The sequence below is a fragment of the Bradyrhizobium sp. USDA 4452 genome (genome assembly GCF_054063575.1).
This window is the reverse complement of sequence record NZ_JBSSGK010000001.1, coordinates 5075622-5093014: the sequence shown is the minus strand read 5'-3', so window position 1 is coordinate 5093014 and position 17393 is coordinate 5075622. Positions and strand designations below refer to the sequence as shown.

Genomic DNA, 17393 nt, shown 5'->3' with positions numbered 1-17393 from the left:
CTCCCGGCGACGCCCGAGTCATGCGTTGCTCAGCCCAGGGCAAGGCGGAGCGTCAGCGGTTTTGCGGTTGCCGCGCTAAACAACATCGCGTGATAGGGTTCGAGTGACTTGAGACGATCAGTGGTGCGCTGCTGATCTGCCGTCGGACCGGTGTTGCGCGCCAAAGCCCGGGCATCGGCCTCGGTCACACGTAGGACCAGATAGCTTGCCACTGCTTCAAACAGCGCACCATCGAAGTCTCGCACCCCTTGCGAGGCAAGTGCAAGCGCCAGTCCGTATTTGCGACATTCCTTGGCAAAGCGCGGGATTAGCTTGAGCTTGGCGGCGCGATGCGCCTCGTCGAAGATGATCGCATGAGTGAGGCGGCTCTGGACGCCGCGCCGGAACATGTCCTTGTAGATGCTATAGAGCACGAAGGCAGCAAAGGCGCGCTGGACGATATCGTTGGTGCTCAGGTGCACGCGTATCAAGGACGGCTGCGGGTCGCCAAGGATACCCGCGTCCTCCTGGTCACCGTCAAAAAAGCCATAGTCCGCGAGTTCCTGGAGCCGCGCGAGCAGGTTCTGATTCGGCTTGGGGCGCGATTTGAGGATGTCGAGGAACGATCGGAACCGCGGCGGCTGCGGCCGCTCGCGGGTCCGATCATTCCAGCCCAAATCGTCATAGCTTTGCTTGATCGCGCCACGCAGCTCCTCGAGTTGGATCTCACCGAGGTCGGGAAAGATCGAAGCGAAGATATCGCGCAGAGTCCCGGCAACGTCGATATACGCCATAGGCCCCGACGCATCGACGCGCAGCGGATTGAATCCCAGACCATCGAAGTCGATCGTCCGCATCGGTCCGATCGCTGCAGCAAGTTTGTCGTCGATATCGTCGTGATAGGAAAAGATCACCGGTGCGATGCCGGCCGCGGTAAGCTGCTTGGCGATGTTAATGAGGGAGGTGGTCTTCCCCATGCCAGGCAGGCCGACCATCATCATATGCGGATTGGTACGGATCGAGACTGGCCAGCAGACCGGCACACCTGTGAGCGTCTCGCCGAGCTGAATCTCGACCGGGTCGGTCTGAGTTATGTGTGATGCACTTGGTGGCATCTCTAGCCGCGTAGGGGGCACAATTTTAGGGTTCGCTTCCTCGGCCGGCCCCCCGCTGGGTACGCCTGGTACGTCCCGATCGCTCACGTGACCAGCGTCTGATTGTGGCGGCGCTGGCGCGTAGTCGGACGTAGCTAGGTTTGACGCGATCTCAGTAGGTCCAGGCGCTTGCGAAAATGGGGATTGCGGCGTTGGTCGGGTGGCAGCCTCATCGCGCGGAGGCGGCTCGCCGCGGTCGGGCGTGTCATGATGCCCATCTGACGGCACGGAGTCGTCGTCGCGGGCAGGTCCAGCTAGATCGGCGGCTGCGGCAGGCTCGCCGAGCGTGAGCGGCAGCATCGGGCGTCCGGCCCCCAAACCCTCTTCATCAGGCAGGAGCGTTGGTCCAAACAGCCACAACCCGGTGTCGCTGCCTTCTGAAATAATCCGCTCCGCCTGACCGGTGCGATGTTCCGGGCAGAATACATAGCCCACATCGGAATCGCTGACCGATCCGGGCTGATAGACGTCCTTAAGGACTAGCTGGTCGATCTCGTTGGTCAACCGTGCATAGGCGCGATCTGATAGCCGATGGCGTCTGGCGCGATCGACATAGAAGCGCAGCAGCTTGGCGAGCTGCGCGCGGCGGACGACGCGGTCGAGCGGCGCTAGTGTCTCGCTAAAGAACCAATCCATCCAGCGTTGCCTAAGTTCGCTCATCTGCGCGACCATATGCTCGAGCATGTCGGGCTGGCGGGCGGTTCTGAGATGTTGGCGATGTTTGACTTCGACGAACCGGAACTCAAGTGGACCTCGCGCCGGCGCGCTCACATGGATGAAGTCAGCGCGTCGGGCGCTGTCGCCATCGGCCTCGGCCATTAGCACGATGGGTGCGTGATCGGCGATCTCGTCAACCGGAATGAGCACGCCCTGCTCGACGTTGAGCCAGGTGCTCCCTCGGCCACCCATCGCGACGCAATGCGCATGCATAAGCGCAAGGGCTATCAGCTCGCCGGTCCGCGTGCCGCCATCGGAAAGCCGAATCGCCAAGCGGCCGCTCAGTGCTTTGAGTTGGTTGACCAGGAATCGGCTGTTTCGTTCGCTGCTGCTCAACCCCATGTCGCCAAGCGCTTCGTCGACGAGATCACGAACCGAATCGAGATTGGTGGTCGAGGTGACGAGCTGGATCGCGGCGAGATCGGTGCGCTCGGGCACCGTGTCGATCACGAACCGTTCATAAGTGTCAGGGCTCTCGCGCGGCGCATCGAAGTAATCAAGTGCGGCATTGCGGTCGAGCGTGATCACCCAGTCACTGCGGTCATGCAGCCGATCGAGGCGAATGCGATCCTCAGCAGGCAGCTTTGTCTTCAGCACCGGCCAATCTGTGGCGGCTCCGCCAAGCGCTCGGGCGGTGGCACGTGCTGTCGCACGGTCAATGCGGCGCAGGCGATCGCTGGCGGTGCGATTGTCCGGGCTCGGCTCGCCGGTCAGTTCGGGCGCTGCATAGGTGACCCAGGCCAGCTCCTCGCCGTCCAAGGCGCGTCGTTCGAGGGTACGAATGAGTCCCCATGCGTGCAACGGGCGCGAGTCTGACAATGTTGCTGCCGGAATAATGTCGAGCTCAGTGCGAAACAGATCAAAGGCCAGGCTGACGTGCGCGGCGCGCACGTCATTCCAAGCGGCGTCGTTGTCGATGGCCGGTTCCTCCTGCTTGGCCCATCTCAAGCGAGGAACCAGGACCTCGCCTGGCCTGGCAGCCGTGTCGGCAAGCCACCGATCGCGCGCATCGAGAACGTGCCCGCCGGCACGCCGTCGACGCCCAACACTTGCCAGAAACTGACCCGCGCTGGTCGAGTTGGCTGCATGGAAGAGATCGAGCGTGAAGCACAGCGAGGAAGCGGCTTCATCGTCTTCATCGACGCCGCGCGCCGCGAGCGTCTGGCCAAGCGCTCGGGCTACTGTCAGCCCATCGCCAGCGCGCCATGCGTGGATGTTGAGAAGATCGGGGCGCTCGCCGCTTGCACCGCCATAGCAGTCGAGATAATGGCCAAGCTCGCGAGCGATCGCGCCGGCGCTGGCTCCTCCGATCGATGGCGCCGCTGCAACGTTGTCACTCATGCACGCGGCCAAAAGCGCGGTCGCGGCTTTGGGTTCGCGCTCACCGTCGAGCGTCATCGCGACCGTGTGGAACCCCAGCACGTCTGCAAAGACAAATCCGCGTGTACCCGCTGCCCCAGGCAGCGCGAAGGGAAAGAAGGCGGAGTCAACTGGCGAGACCGACTTTTGGACGTGACTCGGCGACAGACCCTGCTCGTATCGTGCATGCGCGATCGCTTGGTCATAATGAGCATGCCATGCGAAACGTACCGGATGGAGCGGCGTAACCAAGAGGCCAATGAGCTGTCCCGATTGGCTACGAACTTCAATGGTGCCGTGCCGCGCAAGCGCGGGGGCGCCGCCATCCAACGCCTTCTCCCACGCGTTTACATAACTGTCCGCCGCGCTCCAGCCGCTGGTGAGCACTCGGCCGAGCAACCCGGCGGGCCCTAGTTCGCCAGCAAGCTTGCGGCAGGCATCGCGGGCGCGCTCTGTGGTCGGGCTGCTATCGTCCGGTTCGAGTTCGACGAATTGCAAGGGACGGATCGGCGAGCCATCCGCGCGGACGACCTGGATCCAATGGCCGATCGGTCCGCTTCGCGCCTCCCAATCTCTTTCCACCGCGCGCAGCAACCAGGGGCGATAGACGCGCGCCCCGCGGCTCGCGGCTTCACCCTTCCAGTTTATATAGCCTTTGCGGTCCTCGACCGGACGCGTCGCCGCCTCTGGCCCAGCCACCAGTAGGTCAAACTGTTCGCGATTGCCAACGCCGATCGCACCTTCAATGAGCGTGCGCACCTCCTGGCCGGACGCGCTGCTGAGCGATTTAATTGCTTCACCAAATTCGAGCGTGAATGGCTCGCTTTGCAGGACAGCGATGTCATCCAGGCCAATTGCGGCCACTTGGACGATCGCGTCGAACTTCTCGTTGCCTTCGAGTTCGTCGAAATCATCAACGCCGATCACGACCTGCTGATAGCGATGGTCGCGATGGCTGACAACACGCTCGGTCAATACGTCCTCGCCGGCAATTACCGAGATACGATAATCGACACTGCCAGCCGCTAGTCCATCTGGGTTCGTGGTCCAACGTACCACACACTGTGCGCGGTCCTTGGTCGCCGCGTTGCGATCGAGAATGAGCCGCGGCGTAGTCTCTTCGCCTTCTGCGTTGATGAGCCCCGACCATTTGAGCAATTTGCCTTTCGTATCGCGCCAGGACGTGAGCTGGATCAGGCGCAGCGCCTCGCTGGCAAATCCCGGCTTGATAGCGCCAAGCCAGAGATTCGGCTGGTCCTCGATCCGGCGGGCGGATTCTTCGGGACTCAGGCCCGCCACTAAGCGCAGCGCCCTTTCGAGTTCGGGGCCGTGAGTATCAGCTTCATCAAGGACGAGCGCGCGCACGCGCTCGGAGACCACGCGCGTGTCGCTCACATAGAGCAAGCGGTCGGCGAGCTCGGCTGACAAGTCGAGCTCGCTGCTCGAGGGATCGCCCTCGCATGCGATTGGCCACAGCCCCAGGCGCGCCACGGCCCGGCCGACGTTCTGCGACGCGCTGACATAGAAATCGAACTTGGCCCAAGGCGTCAGTCGGCGTCGTCGACCAAGCCGTTCGGCCCGCCGGATCGCCTCATCAAGCACACTCATATGCCCCCAGAAGGGCCTGCGCGCGAGAGTGAGCGCCTCATTGAACAGCTCGGCTTCACCGATCTCGCGCCCGGCGCTGTAGATGCCATCGAGACCCGCGCCCGCGCGCAACGGATCGATGATTAAGAGCGTGGCGTCACCCTTGTCCTCGCGTCGTTCGACCGCCTGATCGGCGGTAATGCGGCGTGTGCCAGCGATATCGATCACTGCGTTGATGGTCCAGCCCGGGATATGAAACGCATCGCTATCAGCCAGCACATCGACCTGGTCGGACGTCAAGCAACGTAGGAATGCAATTGAACCCGGGACTGGAGCGCTCAAGATATTGGTGATCGCCTGCGCGAACAGTCTGGCGTGTTCGGGTCCCATCACGCTGCATCCTCCATCGCTCCGCCGCGATCCTGGTGCGCGCGATAGCGTGCTTTTAGCTTCTTCATGCGTTCGGCATCATTGACCCCGGCTAACAAGCCCAAATCGCGCAGTCGTCGTTCAAGCATGCGACGATTGCGTTGCAGAAGGTCGCTCGGCACCGCGAGATTCGGCGGCGCGCGATCGATATAAAGACCATAATTCTCCCTAAGGATGCGCAAAAAAGCAGGGTACGATAGCGACTGCGCTTTACGCCCTTTACCGTTGTGGCGCACGTGGCGGTGGACCAAATATTCGATCACTGGGTTGGTGAGAACAAAGGACAATGCGTCGCCGCGACGATGCTGTCCTTTCTTTCGGCTTTGATACAAGGCCACCTTGCGCCGCTTAGCGAGCCCATTCACCTCGTCGATCATCAGCGCTGAGGATAGGAAATTGTTGAGCCGCTCCTTGCCGCTATTGGCGGACCCAGTGAACGCCGCACTCAGGGCCTCGGCGAGCGAGCGCCCGGGATCGTCCCCACCGCCCTCCTCGCCAAGCAGCGTGCGCAGCTCGAGATCCTCGGCTTTGTCCGCTGCTTCGCGCAGCTTGCGCGCGGTCTTGCTGAAGTAGCGCCGCGCGTCACGCGCCTCCTCATGGACGCCGTTGAGAAAACTTCCCAGAAGGTTCAGCCATTGTGTGGCGTCGGGCGAGGTCGGCGGAAGCGTGCGTCGATCTATGTCGGACTCGTTGCGGACGTAATAGTCGAGTAAGCGTGCATGCATGAGGATAGCGGGCAGCCGGTTGACGGCCTGACGAACCAGAAAACCGCTCTCCTCCGAGCTTGCCCGCAGCGCCGGATCGGACCCGCTCGAGCAATCCATGAACAACGGGAAACTGGTCACCGTGTCCGCCTCCGGTATTTCACCATCCGTTCCCCAGCGGTTCATGATGTCCACCGTCGCGGCGAAGATCACGGTTAGCCCGACCGCCATTGCCGATTCGAGCATAGACAAGAGTGCCGCACGCGGGGTGGCATCGCCGCGGGCATAGCAATCGAGAAACACAAGCAGATCATTTCGGAATGTGTCGGCCGCGCGGACCGCAATCGGTCGCTGATTGGGGATTGGCCCGGGATTTTGTCGCCCGACTGCCTTGCTCGGCGCCTCGCCGCAGCCCTGAGCCAGCCGGACCGTGAGCAACTGATCGAGCGGCAAGGGGACGGCCTCGTCTAGCGTGTCCGACCTAAGATCGCTCTTGAGTGCGCCGATCGTCTGCGTTCCCGGCGCGAGCGCGGCGAGGAGCTCATTGTCCTGGACACGTGCGCCTACCCTGTAGCGCCCGCGCTCGGCAAAGGGTTCGACCATGTCGCCCTCACGCTGGTTGCTGATCAACGCGGTCACCATCTCGGGTACGCCGCGCAAATTTGCAGCGGTAAGCGGAAGGTCGATCCAAGACGCGAAATAATGATTGGCAAAACAGCGCTGGATTTGTTCGTCGTGCGATTCGACGCGGCGCTTGTTCTCAAGGATCGAGGTAAGCAAAAAATCGCCGAGGATCGCGCGCCCGATGTCGCTGTCGAATCCATCAATCGTCGGATCGGTAACGAGACGCGAGACCGTGGATTTGATTGTCGGCGTGCCGCCCGCGCCGTAGGTTTCGGCAAAACGTCCCTTGCCGCGGCGATGCCCCCAGCGAAACAGGTAGAGCACCATCGGCAGGATCGCCCCGACCGAAAAATCCTGCGGTGTAAAGGGAAAAACCGGGGGATAGGTACTGGTCCAGATCTGGGCGGTCATGTGATTGCCGAGCACCGACTCGACCACTTGGCGGGTTTCGTTCGGCATCAGGCCGACTCCTGGGTAAGCAAGATCAACTGCCGGTCGGCGCGGGTTGCAACGGACAAGCGATGGATTCGCTCGCCATCCGCCGGATTCCAGGCGTTGAGCGCGCGCTCGTCTTCCTGCGCAAGCCGGCTGGTAAAGACCCCGAGATTGGCGAAAACGTCGTCGGAGAAGGCGTCTAGGATCTGTACGCCGTCGGCGAGATCCATAAGTAGAGCATAAAGCTCGAGCGGAACGACGAGCTCCTCCATCCCGCCGTGTGCGGATTGAAACCGCAAAGTGAGGAAGCGGTGAAGCGTCTCCGAGCCCTCGGTCACTTGGAATCGCTCGGGTTCGAGCGAGAAGCGGGCCAGCGACTTCTCGATCCAAAAGGCCGTTTCGGTCGGCGTGCGCGGGACGACGCGGATCGGTACCCGATCATCCTGGCGATAGGCCGACTCGGGTAAGGCTTCGAGTCGCGACAACCCCTCGCACAAGCGGCGCTTGATCGTCTCCTGTTCGTCGCTCGACAACAACGGAAAGTGACGAAATTCAGACGCCCGACGTCCTTCTCGCAAGGTCAACGCATGATCGTCGCCACCGACCGCCCGCACCTGATCGGTGGACCAGGCGAAATAGGCGCGTCGGCGCGCGTCGCGCAGCGGCAGCGGCCGACCGACCATATCCCGAAAGCGCCGCGCACCATGCGCTGGATCGGGCGCGCCACGCCCAACCAGATAACGATCAATGCGTGCATGGGCCTCAAGCGCCGGATCGAGTCGGGCGAGTTCTCGCAACAACTCACCTTGTCGACTCGGGGACTGCGGGTTGAACGCGTGATCGGCGGGATCATGGGGTTCAAGCTCGGGATTGTCGTGCAAGTCCTCGCACGCATAAAGCCCGAACAAGATGTAGCTGATTGCAGCCTTGAGCTCGCGCGCGGTGATATGGATCTCGTTGCGCTGGTGCACGGTCTGCAGAGCGTCGACTAGTCGCGACCTGAGGCGATTGCCCCGCGCGCGAACATCTCGATCGTCGCTGGCCCCCATCATGTCCGCCGAGCCCTTCATGGTACAGCGCGCTTGCGCGGTGCAGTTGCGGCATGGTGCCCAGATCTTAGGAGCCTCGGCGCCGCCGATCAGACGTCCGACCAGTTGGTCGACAAAGTCGGTCGAAATCGTACCGCGCTCAAGGTCGAGACCGCCGACGAGCGAGCGATTATTGAGCTCGATCAGCCGGATATGGCGCGGCAGCGCACCGCCCTTGTGGGCAAGCGCCGAGGCAAGATCGCGCGTCAATGCCGTTTCGTCATGATCGGCCTCGGCATGGTCGATCCACTCCATCAGCCGTCCGTCGTTGACCGCGACGAGGTGAACGCGGTTGTCATTTGCAGGACCATGAAGGAAGGGGGCGAAGAGCTCATCGAGCAGCGCATCGGCAGACTGTCCCTTCCAGCTCGCCGCGCCATCGAGGTTGATGGTGGCAGCACGACCAGCAAGTCGGCCCTTCCACACGCGTTCACTGGAAGGCGGCGGGTCGCCGCCCAGCGTGCGCACGAGTTGCTGCAGAAACGCGGTCTTGCCGTCGCCGGCATTGCCGCTCAGGATCACAAGCGAAATATCGCCCGAGGCGATGGCCCGAGGGAGCGCGATGTCGAGCGCTGTGGGGACGTAGGTGTCGAATGCGAAATCGGTATCCAACCCGCGGGTTTCATTGTTGCCAAAGCGTGAACCTGGATAGGCACTGAGGATATCTTTGACGCGCGGCACGAAACTAGGCCGCAGCGGTTCGGGCTCGGCGAGCACCTTGAGGATCGCGGGTTCGATCGGCCGATTGGACGGCAGCGCCTCGCGCACGCGCCGCAGCGCCGCCGCCGCATCGTTAAACCTCCCTTCCGGCGCACTCGCGGTCGCCTGATCAAGGATCGGGATCAGCCTCGGAAAAGCCGCGCGCTCCTCGTTTGTCCAGGCTAAGCCAGAGCCTGTGCTGGCCGAGGCGGGTGGGCGATTGGTGATCGCATGAAATAGGCTCGCAGCCAGGCTGTAGATATCGTCGCGCGCATAGACCGGCGCGCCGTCCCGGCGCTCAGGCGACGCATAGAGCAGCGTCCCGGAGCCGCGCGGTTGATGCCCGATCGGCCCAGCCAGATCATAGTCGATGAGCACGACCTTGGTCTCATCCGCCAGGATATTCGATGGGCTGACATCGCCATGCACCCAGCCTTGAGTGTGAAGCGCATCGAGTGCGGCGCACAAGGTCTCAAACCAGCCCAACACGAGCTGCTCAGGCGTATCCTCGCCGGCCACTTCAGCAATGAACTCAAGGTCGCCCAGCCAGGCATTCAACGGTGCGCCCTGCGCCCAGCGAAGCAGAGTCATGAGGTCGTTGGCTTGCCAAGTACTGGCACATTCCAGAACGTTGGACAGACCCTCGCGGAGCGAAAGCGGGCGAAGGCGTTGATAGGCAGCCAGCGAGGCTGGGCCGAGGTCGGGGTTGAATACCGCCTTCCCAACAAAGGTGCCGATTGGTTCGTCATCGTCACCGCTCAATTGCTCAAGCTTGAATGTACGGCCGGCGCCGCCTTGGCCGAGAACTGACACGACGCGATATTTGGCGTCTTTCCAAGTGAAGCGATAGCCTTCGTCCCAGCGCGCGGGCGACACTGGCTCCGGCTCGGCGATCGCCGAGATAGAAGGCTTGGGAGCCTTGTCCTGCAACAGCTCGGCAAGGTCGCGTGGGCTTGGCCGACTGTGCTGCGTCGCGTCGAGGCCGAGCGCGAGGATCTCTCGGATGCCGCGTGCATTGTCGCTCGGAAAAAGCTCGGTCAGGACCGCGCAAAGGCTATAGAGGTCTGACGCCGGGGTCGCTGCCGCGAGACCGTTCGACTGGATCTCCGGTGCGGCAAAGCCGCCAAGCTCGTTGGACGTCTCTTGGCCGCTGACAGTCTGCGCCGGCGTGAGCCGCGCCCAGCGCCATCCGGCAAACAACGGCGAATTGTCGGCTCGTACCCGCACGCTTGCGCCATCGAGCGCGCGGTGGAGCAGCGGGCCATCGTATCCTTCGGCAAATTCAGCGAGAGCCAGGAGCGCGCGGATTGCAAAATCGCGGCGGTCAGCGAACGTCCACTGCGTTTGATCCTTGAGCGCTGCGACTGTTGCTGCTGCGCTGTCGCTCACGCTAAAGAAATACATCTCACCAGCATAATTGGGCAGCGGCTGCCAGGAATCGACGAGGCTTGGGAGAAACGGTGATTTCTGAAAGCGACGAATAACGTCGAACTCGCGGCGTGCACGCCGCTCGGTGAGCTCTGCTGCCTCGCCCGCCGGGGCCGCCGACAGATCATAGCAATGCAACAGCACGCGATCACCAGTCCAGGGATCGCGCGCGGTGAAGATCCGCTGAAACCGGTCGTCTTCTGGTGTCAACAATGTAAGTTCGTCGAAGCGGCCAAGCCGTTTGGGGCGTGCCGCGTCAGCTAGATTGTGACGCGGGGCAAGCCCCCTGGCGAGCTTGTCGGCATTGATCCCGCCCGCCGAAGCCGGCGTTGCGATGAGCTCCATCACGTCTTTGAGGCTATAGGCCATTACTCCTAGGGAGTGGCGGGCCTGCTGCCCATTGCGCTTAAGCGATCCTGCCTCGCGAGTGAGCAGAAACGTAGCCGGCATGTACCCGAGCCGAGCATCGAGCGCGCGCAGCTTGCCCGCCACGCGCTTGGCCTTAGCAAGTATAAGCTGGGCGGCTGGATCAGCGAGATCGGCTCGCCGTAGCGCCGACCCATCCCAATGTTTGACCTCGATCGCTACGGCTCCGCCCGGACCGATCGCCACCATGTCGATCTCGTCGGCCTGGCCGTGGGGATTGGGAAAGATGAGGTTGGTTAATACATAGGCAGTCCCAGCCCCTTCGAGGCGACGGAACGCTTGATCGACTGCTTTAAAGGCCCTCAGTTCGCTTGCGTTGGCGAACGGGCCGCACGGCACATGAACGACGCGCACCCTACCCCCCCCTGGTCTCTAACAACTTAGCTGCGACAGCCTCGAATGCAACTCTCCGCCCGCTGCGCCAGAAGAACCCACCCGGCGCGATTCGTCGATCAGAGCGCTCGTTACCGCCAATGCGGTCTCGGCGCGAAACTGGATTACTTTCGGGCGCCGACGACGATTACTGTCACGTTGTCCTTTCCGCCGGCATCAAGGGCAGCCGTCACAAGCCGTTCTGCGGGACTGTCAGGTTGTCGCAGGAGAATTCCCGCAATCTCATCTTGATCAACCATGTCGCTGAGACCGTCGGAGCAGAGCAGTACGCCGACGTGGTCCTCGAGCGGAAAGCGCCGGATGTGAGGACGCAAAACCTGCGGCGTCGTCGTGCCGCCGAGCGATTGGGTGAGCGCGTGGCTGCGCCCGCTTCTTCGAACCCGATCGACATTCAGCGTATCGTCCCGGCTCAACTGAAGCATCTGGCCCCGACGAAGTTCGTACGCGCGACTGTCTCCCACGTTGAAGACGAGCGCCGCGTCCTCGAAGTAGACGACTCCGACGATGGTCGTACCCATACCGGGTCTGCCCTCGCCGGAATACATCCCCTCGAACAGCCTTCGGTTGGCGATGGCGATTATGGACGTGACATCCGCTTCGTCGCGCGCGCGATCGATCGATTCCGCGATTGTTTCGACGACTATTCGACTGGCGATCTTGCCGCCTTCGTGTCCGCCCATGCCGTCGGCGATCACGGCCCAGCCGTGATCGCCCGCGAGCGTTCCGGACCAGCTTTCGATCGGTTCGCGACCGACCCGGTCGCCGACGAGATAGAGATCTTCGTTCGCGCTTCTTACGCGGCCGACGTGAGTGGCGATCCACACCGGCCGATCAGTTGCCATTTCGTCCGACCGGGTTGCTGCTGCCGAGCACGATGCTCCTGATTTCTTCGACGAACGCCGGCTTGCGGGTCACGAGTCCTTGGACGCGCATGAAACCCGTCCGGCGCGAGACTTCGCCGAGGAACGGGCGCGTCGAGATGACCGCCAGCTCGTCGTCCTGGACCAGGAAGAAGAAGTCTTGCGTCCGGCCTTTCCGGATTGTCAACCCGCCTTTGGCGGCGCGGCGGGCGAATTCCGATAGAGGATCGTATCGACCACCGGTGCGCGGTTCGGTCTGGGGAGTGAGATAGGACTCGATCTCGATCTGGACACCCTCTCCTATCAACAGATCGATTTCGCGCATTCTGGCCGCGTTGAGGATGGACGGCTGTAGTCCGGCGCTCGTGATGATCAACGATCTGCGGGCCGCCTTCAAGGCCGCATCGAGAAGTTCGGTCTGTTCGTAGCATGCGAGTGGACGGACCTCGAACGTGTCGATCCCGTGCCTTGCGATCTCCAGCCGCTCTTCCGCCGCCACTAGGGCTGCGGCAACGGGGTTCAGGCCGCGCGGAGGCAAGCCGGCCGCAGCTCTTCTGACCGAGTCCACCTCCACCAGACTATCGAGCTCCAGTTTACGCGCCGCCATCATCGCCTCGCGCTCGGGCATGCTCCTGTACATGGGACGGCCGACCATCTTTTCGAGCTTTCTACTCAGATCGGTATCCGCGATCGCCCGCACGAAACCCATTTTTTTGGGGCCGCCGTGCTGCGCGAAAGCGAGTTCATACGCGTCGGAAAGCTTATCGTCTATCACAAACGCCACCTGAACCTCGTCCGACTTGTCGGCGGCGTAGATGAGCGCGACCCCCTCCCGAAAAAGGTTGTTGCGCCTGACCACGCGCTTCAGAGAAAGCACGGTGCGACGGAAGTCCTCGCTCCGCTGTCGGCGAATGACCTTTGAGATATCCGGGATGGCCAGATCGTCGACCCCGGGTGCTTCCGCCGGATAGGGCCGGATTTGGACGGCCCCGGTCCCCTGAAGCAGGGCCGGGCGCACGACGCTCTCACCCGTCAAACGTAGGGGAATTCGGCGGATACCGTCATAGTCGACGACGATCATCTCCTCCTGGGGAATCTCCAAACAGTCGGACGAAAGGCGCAATTCGCCGGCCTCAGTGAGATGAAACGTGTCGGGACCGTCGCTGTTCGGCTCCCTCGTGACGTAGCCGTCCGAAATGAGCACGTTCATGGCTCCGACGACAACGTCGAGCTTCAGTCCGAGCATATTGGCGACGTCCGCTTCGTGCGTCTCCCCGAGAGCCAGGCAGCGCATGGCGAATTCCTGGATGGTGGGCATGAACCGCGGCGCCATCGTGATGGCCTCGAGCGTCAGGCGGAAGATCGGCAATCCGACCTCGCTGTAGTCGACGAGATGGAAGCCCTCGCGGAACTGGTATTTCCTCGCTGCGAGCTCGGGCGTCACTGTAGATCCTCCGCCGTGCAGGTGCTCTCATTGTTGTCGATATAGTCGATCACCGCCCTGAACGGATTCTTGCCGCTGACGTTTCGGCAGAAGAAGTTGTCTCCCACGATAACGAGACCGCTCTTGCCCCTCGACAAGGCGACGTTCAGCCGAGGACGTTCGCGCAGGAAACCGAGATCCTTCTCATCGTTCGACCGGACGACCGAGTAGACGCAGACATCGGCTTGCCGCCCCTGGAACGCATCGACGCTGGAGCAGGCGACATCGAGCGACGGCCATTCGGCGATACCGCGCTGGATCATTTCGCTGAGAAGCCTCACCTGTGCCGTGTACCCGGACAATACCGCGACCGAAATGCGCTCCTTCTGAGCCTTGGCGACGAACTCGAGGCGCAGCAGTATCTTGCGGATCTGCGCGACCTCGGTGGGGTTCTTGAAGGTCAGCCCCTCGGGCTCCTCGAACCTGGCGGGCAGATCTTGGGTCGAATACCAGGTCACCGGCTTGGGGAAGGCCATGGACAACTTCAGCCCATGCGACTTTACCGGGCTCTTCAGCTTGCCTTTGTAGAAACAGGTGCTGACGAGATCGCCTATCGGCTCGATCATCCTATACTGGCTCTTCAGCCCCGCGCGGCATCCCGCCGGAAGGCCCGCCTGCTCGTCCAGCAACCTGTCGAGGAGGGTCGCCTTGATCTCATCGACCTCGAACTCGTCCAAGAGGTCGTCACCCAGTTGCTCGAAAAATGGAGGAAGCTGCTCCGGATCTCCAACAATGATGGACCGCTTGCTGCGGGACAGCGGGATGAGAATTTCGGTCGCGGTCGCTTTGGACGCCTCATCGACGATGCAAAGATCGTAGGCGACCTCCTCCATGCCCCGAACGCCGGCGATGCCGACGCACGTCCCGGCGATGATCTGGGCCGACGACAACATCGCGGCGTTGAAATCCGGGGATCGGCCGACCCGCAACAGCCAGTCCTCGAGCAGCTTCAGGCGATCCCGGCACGCCGTGATCATGGGCGTGTCGGCCAGGAAATGGGCGGCCCATTCTCCGAGTTCGTCCAGGTCTTTCGATTGCGCGAGGCCCGCGGCGTATTCGCCCATCTTCTGCAATTCGGCGCGCAGGTCCTTTTCTTCGGTTATCGCCCGCTTGAGCGCCTGCTTGCTGACGCCGATCTCGCTGTCGATCTCCGTCGTCTCCTCCTCGACCTCGTCCCGATCGGCGGGGCCACCCGCGGAATCGACGCCCGCCTTCTCGACGCTGACCCGGTCGGCTTCCTGCCTGGCGATGCTGTCGCGAAGGCCCTTTTGGATCGCGAGCACCTGCAGGAGACGCTCGACCTTCATGCCGACCGCCACCGCTTCGCGATCGACATTCTTCTCCGACGCCCACCTCTGCATGTCCGCCTCGGCGGCCTTGCGCACGTCTTTGATCCAGGCTTCGACCCGCCGCTCGAGCAGAAGCTTGTGGCCGAGATCGGAGATGCGCGTTTCGTCGCTCCGCCCGATGCGGATCATCTCGAGCGGGAGTTCCGTCTCCGTGATCCGTTCAAGGATGTTGTCCAGAGCAATGTGAGTCTGCGAAGAGAGCAAGATCCTATCCCGGGGATGGCGCTTCAGCCACTGGACGACGATTTCCGCGATTAGCTTGGTCTTGCCCGTGCCCGGGGGCCCCTCGATCGCGAGGATGTCCTGCACGCCCAAGGCCTTGGCGAGAATCTCTTTCTTCTCGTCGTCGAAATCCGCGCTTGTCGGAACGACGTCGTGCACCTCCACGACCGGCTCCGCTGTACTCGGATCTATGATGATGCCCTTGAGCTGTTCGCTCTCGGCCCTGTCGTAGAGCACGGTATCGAGAGCAGTGGTCTGACGGTCAAGGGCCCGTTGGGCGGCGAGCGTGTTGATCGCGAGCTCTCCGCGCCTCGGCAGCCGGCTCGCATCGCCGAACGTCACGTTCAGCATGATCCTGTTGAACGCAACGCCGGCGACGATGCCAGTCACCCGTCCGCCGGCCGAAAGCACGATCACACGCTCCTGTCCGACGAGGTCTTCGCTTTGCGCGAGTTCGGTGGTCAGCGCCACTCGATCCTCCACAACGCTCCGATCGACATATTTGATGGCACTCGTACGCTTCGCCTCAAGGTCGGCTCTGTCACGCAGGTAGCTACGCCAGACGCGGAAGATTCGCTGGCCGGACCTAGCCTTGCGTTCTTCGGCCAACTGCCGTTGAAGCTCGATCGCCTCGGCGAGCAGTAGCCCGAGCTGCTGCCCCGCCGTTTCCGGATCGCGCGGCCGGTCGAAGGTGAACGACATTGGTCGAGTCAGGCAGCGGTCCCTGAGGCTCGTAGCGAGGGAGGCGTCGACTTCGAGGACGTGCACCAGCTCGAGCACCTCGTTGTGGCGCCCGCTGAAACGGCATCTAAAACGCCACGTCGCGCCGACCAGATCAACGTCGGCCTTCTCGACACCGGCCGGCATGTCGGCCGGCATGAGCCCCGCGACCTCATCGAGTTCGTCCCGCACGAAACGTTCGGCGTCCTTCCGGTCCTGAAGCTCCATGCGCGAGCAAATTCTCGAAAGAACGGCGCTCGACAGGGACAGATGGCAGACCGATACGGCGGCCGATGCGCGTCTGGTCTCCTCCTCCGCCCTCTCGATCTCGCTGAGAAGTGCCGACGCCAGCGCAGGCCGCTTCGAAGCGTCCTTCTCCAGACATCGCTCGAGAATGGTGCGGATATTGCTGGACAGGACGGCCTCCTGCAGGGCGACCCGCGGGTCTTCCTCGCTGTCGAAGATCCGGCCCGTCAAGCACGACAGCGCGACCGCTGCGAAGGCGTAGCAATCCCGACTCAAGATGCTCCCGACGGCGTCCGGCTCCGCCGGCGTGTAACCTTTGGTGTAGTCGAACCTGAAGGTGAGCCCTTTCACCGGCGCCCAACTGCCGGCGTTGTCCAGAAGCTTCGCGATCCCGTAATCGGCGAGCTTCGGCACACCCTCCGACGACACCAGGATGTTCTTCGGCTTGATGTCGCGGTGCGCGATCTGCTTTTTCTGCCCGTAAACGACGGCGTCCAGGATCTGTCGGCCGAAACGCTGCCAAAAATCGTCCCAGGAGCAGGGCCCGTTCCGCTGGATGACCGTCTCCAGATTGTCCTGTAGCCACTCGAGAACGAGATACCAGTTTCCGTCGCCGTCCCGGTCGACTTCGATCATCTCCACGATATTGGGATGACGGAGATCCTGCAGCATCTGGACCTCGCGCTGGAAGCCTTCGCGCGCCCTTTCGTCGGCGGGTCCAAATCGCATCCGTTTGATCGCGACGGGCCTGGTTCCCTGAGTATCGAACGCCTGCGTTACAATTGCCTGTGCGCCATAGCGGCTGGAATTGCCTAAGGCGTATCGGTTGCCGAGGATTTCAGGAGAACGGTCGGGTGTCGTGACCATGGCAATAATGATCGCTCCAGCGGCGACTACGTCGCCGCACGTCAGGTTGCGCGATAAGCGCAATCCTTAGCGCATAAGTTGCGATTCGAAAGGGGACTAAAGTCGATAAGGTTTCGCGCGTCTGTGGGGTTTGTTCACGCGCCTTCCACGCAGCCGCTTTTTTCAAGGATTCGAGCGCTTCCACGACGCGCCAAATGATGGCAATTTGAGACAAATCTTAACGATCTGCCGGTTCTCCACCGCGGGTCTCCACCGTCGAATCCGGTGGCTCGCGGCGCCCCATGTTTTACCGGGGTTTTCGCACGTCGCGGTCAGATGGCGGAGAGGGAGGGATTCTGACCCCGACTGCGGCTCCTTAGCGCCCTTGCCGATCGTCGACATCTCTGGATTCCCTGCTTGAGGTTTCACTAGTTGGGTGTGTCGAGCAACAATTTTCGTCGTTTGGCTGCACGTCACATCACAACTGTGCTTGCCCTGGATCCTTCATTCAAGGTCGGGTGTCGTTCAATCAACCCAATCCATTATTGAACCTACTCATTCCAAACCCACTGAAATGGACGGACGGTGTGTTGTAGAAGTGTTGTAGAGCAGCAGGCGCGCAAAGATGACGAAAGAGCACCATCC

6 protein-coding genes are annotated in these 17393 nt (G+C 62.2%); all 6 read right to left on the bottom strand.

The window, feature by feature from the left end:
• Nucleotides 1–29 precede the first annotated feature (29 nt).
• The 6 genes from ACVISU_RS24360 to ACVISU_RS24335 all read right to left on the bottom strand — a co-directional run bounded on the left by ACVISU_RS24360 (nucleotide 30) and on the right by ACVISU_RS24335 (nucleotide 16769).
• Nucleotides 30–5186, bottom strand: coding sequence for an ATP-binding protein (locus tag ACVISU_RS24360; protein WP_456708560.1), 5157 nt, complete (start codon nucleotides 5184–5186; stop codon nucleotides 30–32).
• Entirely contained in the window at nucleotides 5186–7012 is a 1827-nt protein-coding gene (locus ACVISU_RS24355; protein ID WP_456708559.1) for a hypothetical protein, read from the bottom strand. The genes ACVISU_RS24360 and ACVISU_RS24355 overlap by 1 nt, the downstream gene beginning before the upstream one ends.
• On the bottom strand, nucleotides 7012–10983 hold the full coding sequence (locus tag ACVISU_RS24350) for a protein kinase domain-containing protein (protein WP_456708558.1): 3972 nt from the start codon (nucleotides 10981–10983) through the stop codon (nucleotides 7012–7014). Before ACVISU_RS24350 ends, ACVISU_RS24355 begins: the two co-directional genes overlap by 1 nt.
• A 143-nt stretch (nucleotides 10984–11126) precedes the next feature.
• The gene (locus tag ACVISU_RS24345) at nucleotides 11127–11864 is read right to left on the bottom strand and encodes a PP2C family protein-serine/threonine phosphatase (protein ID WP_456708557.1); all 738 of its coding nucleotides are present in this window, start codon (nucleotides 11862–11864) and stop codon (nucleotides 11127–11129) included.
• Nucleotides 11854–13326, bottom strand: a complete 1473-nt coding sequence (locus ACVISU_RS24340; protein WP_456708556.1) for a hypothetical protein — start codon at nucleotides 13324–13326, stop codon at nucleotides 11854–11856. Before ACVISU_RS24340 ends, ACVISU_RS24345 begins: the two co-directional genes overlap by 11 nt.
• The gene (locus ACVISU_RS24335) at nucleotides 13323–16769 is read right to left on the bottom strand and encodes an AAA domain-containing protein (RefSeq protein ID WP_456708555.1); all 3447 of its coding nucleotides are present in this window, start codon (nucleotides 16767–16769) and stop codon (nucleotides 13323–13325) included. Before ACVISU_RS24335 ends, ACVISU_RS24340 begins: the two co-directional genes overlap by 4 nt.
• Between the last annotated feature and the right edge of the window lie 624 nt (nucleotides 16770–17393).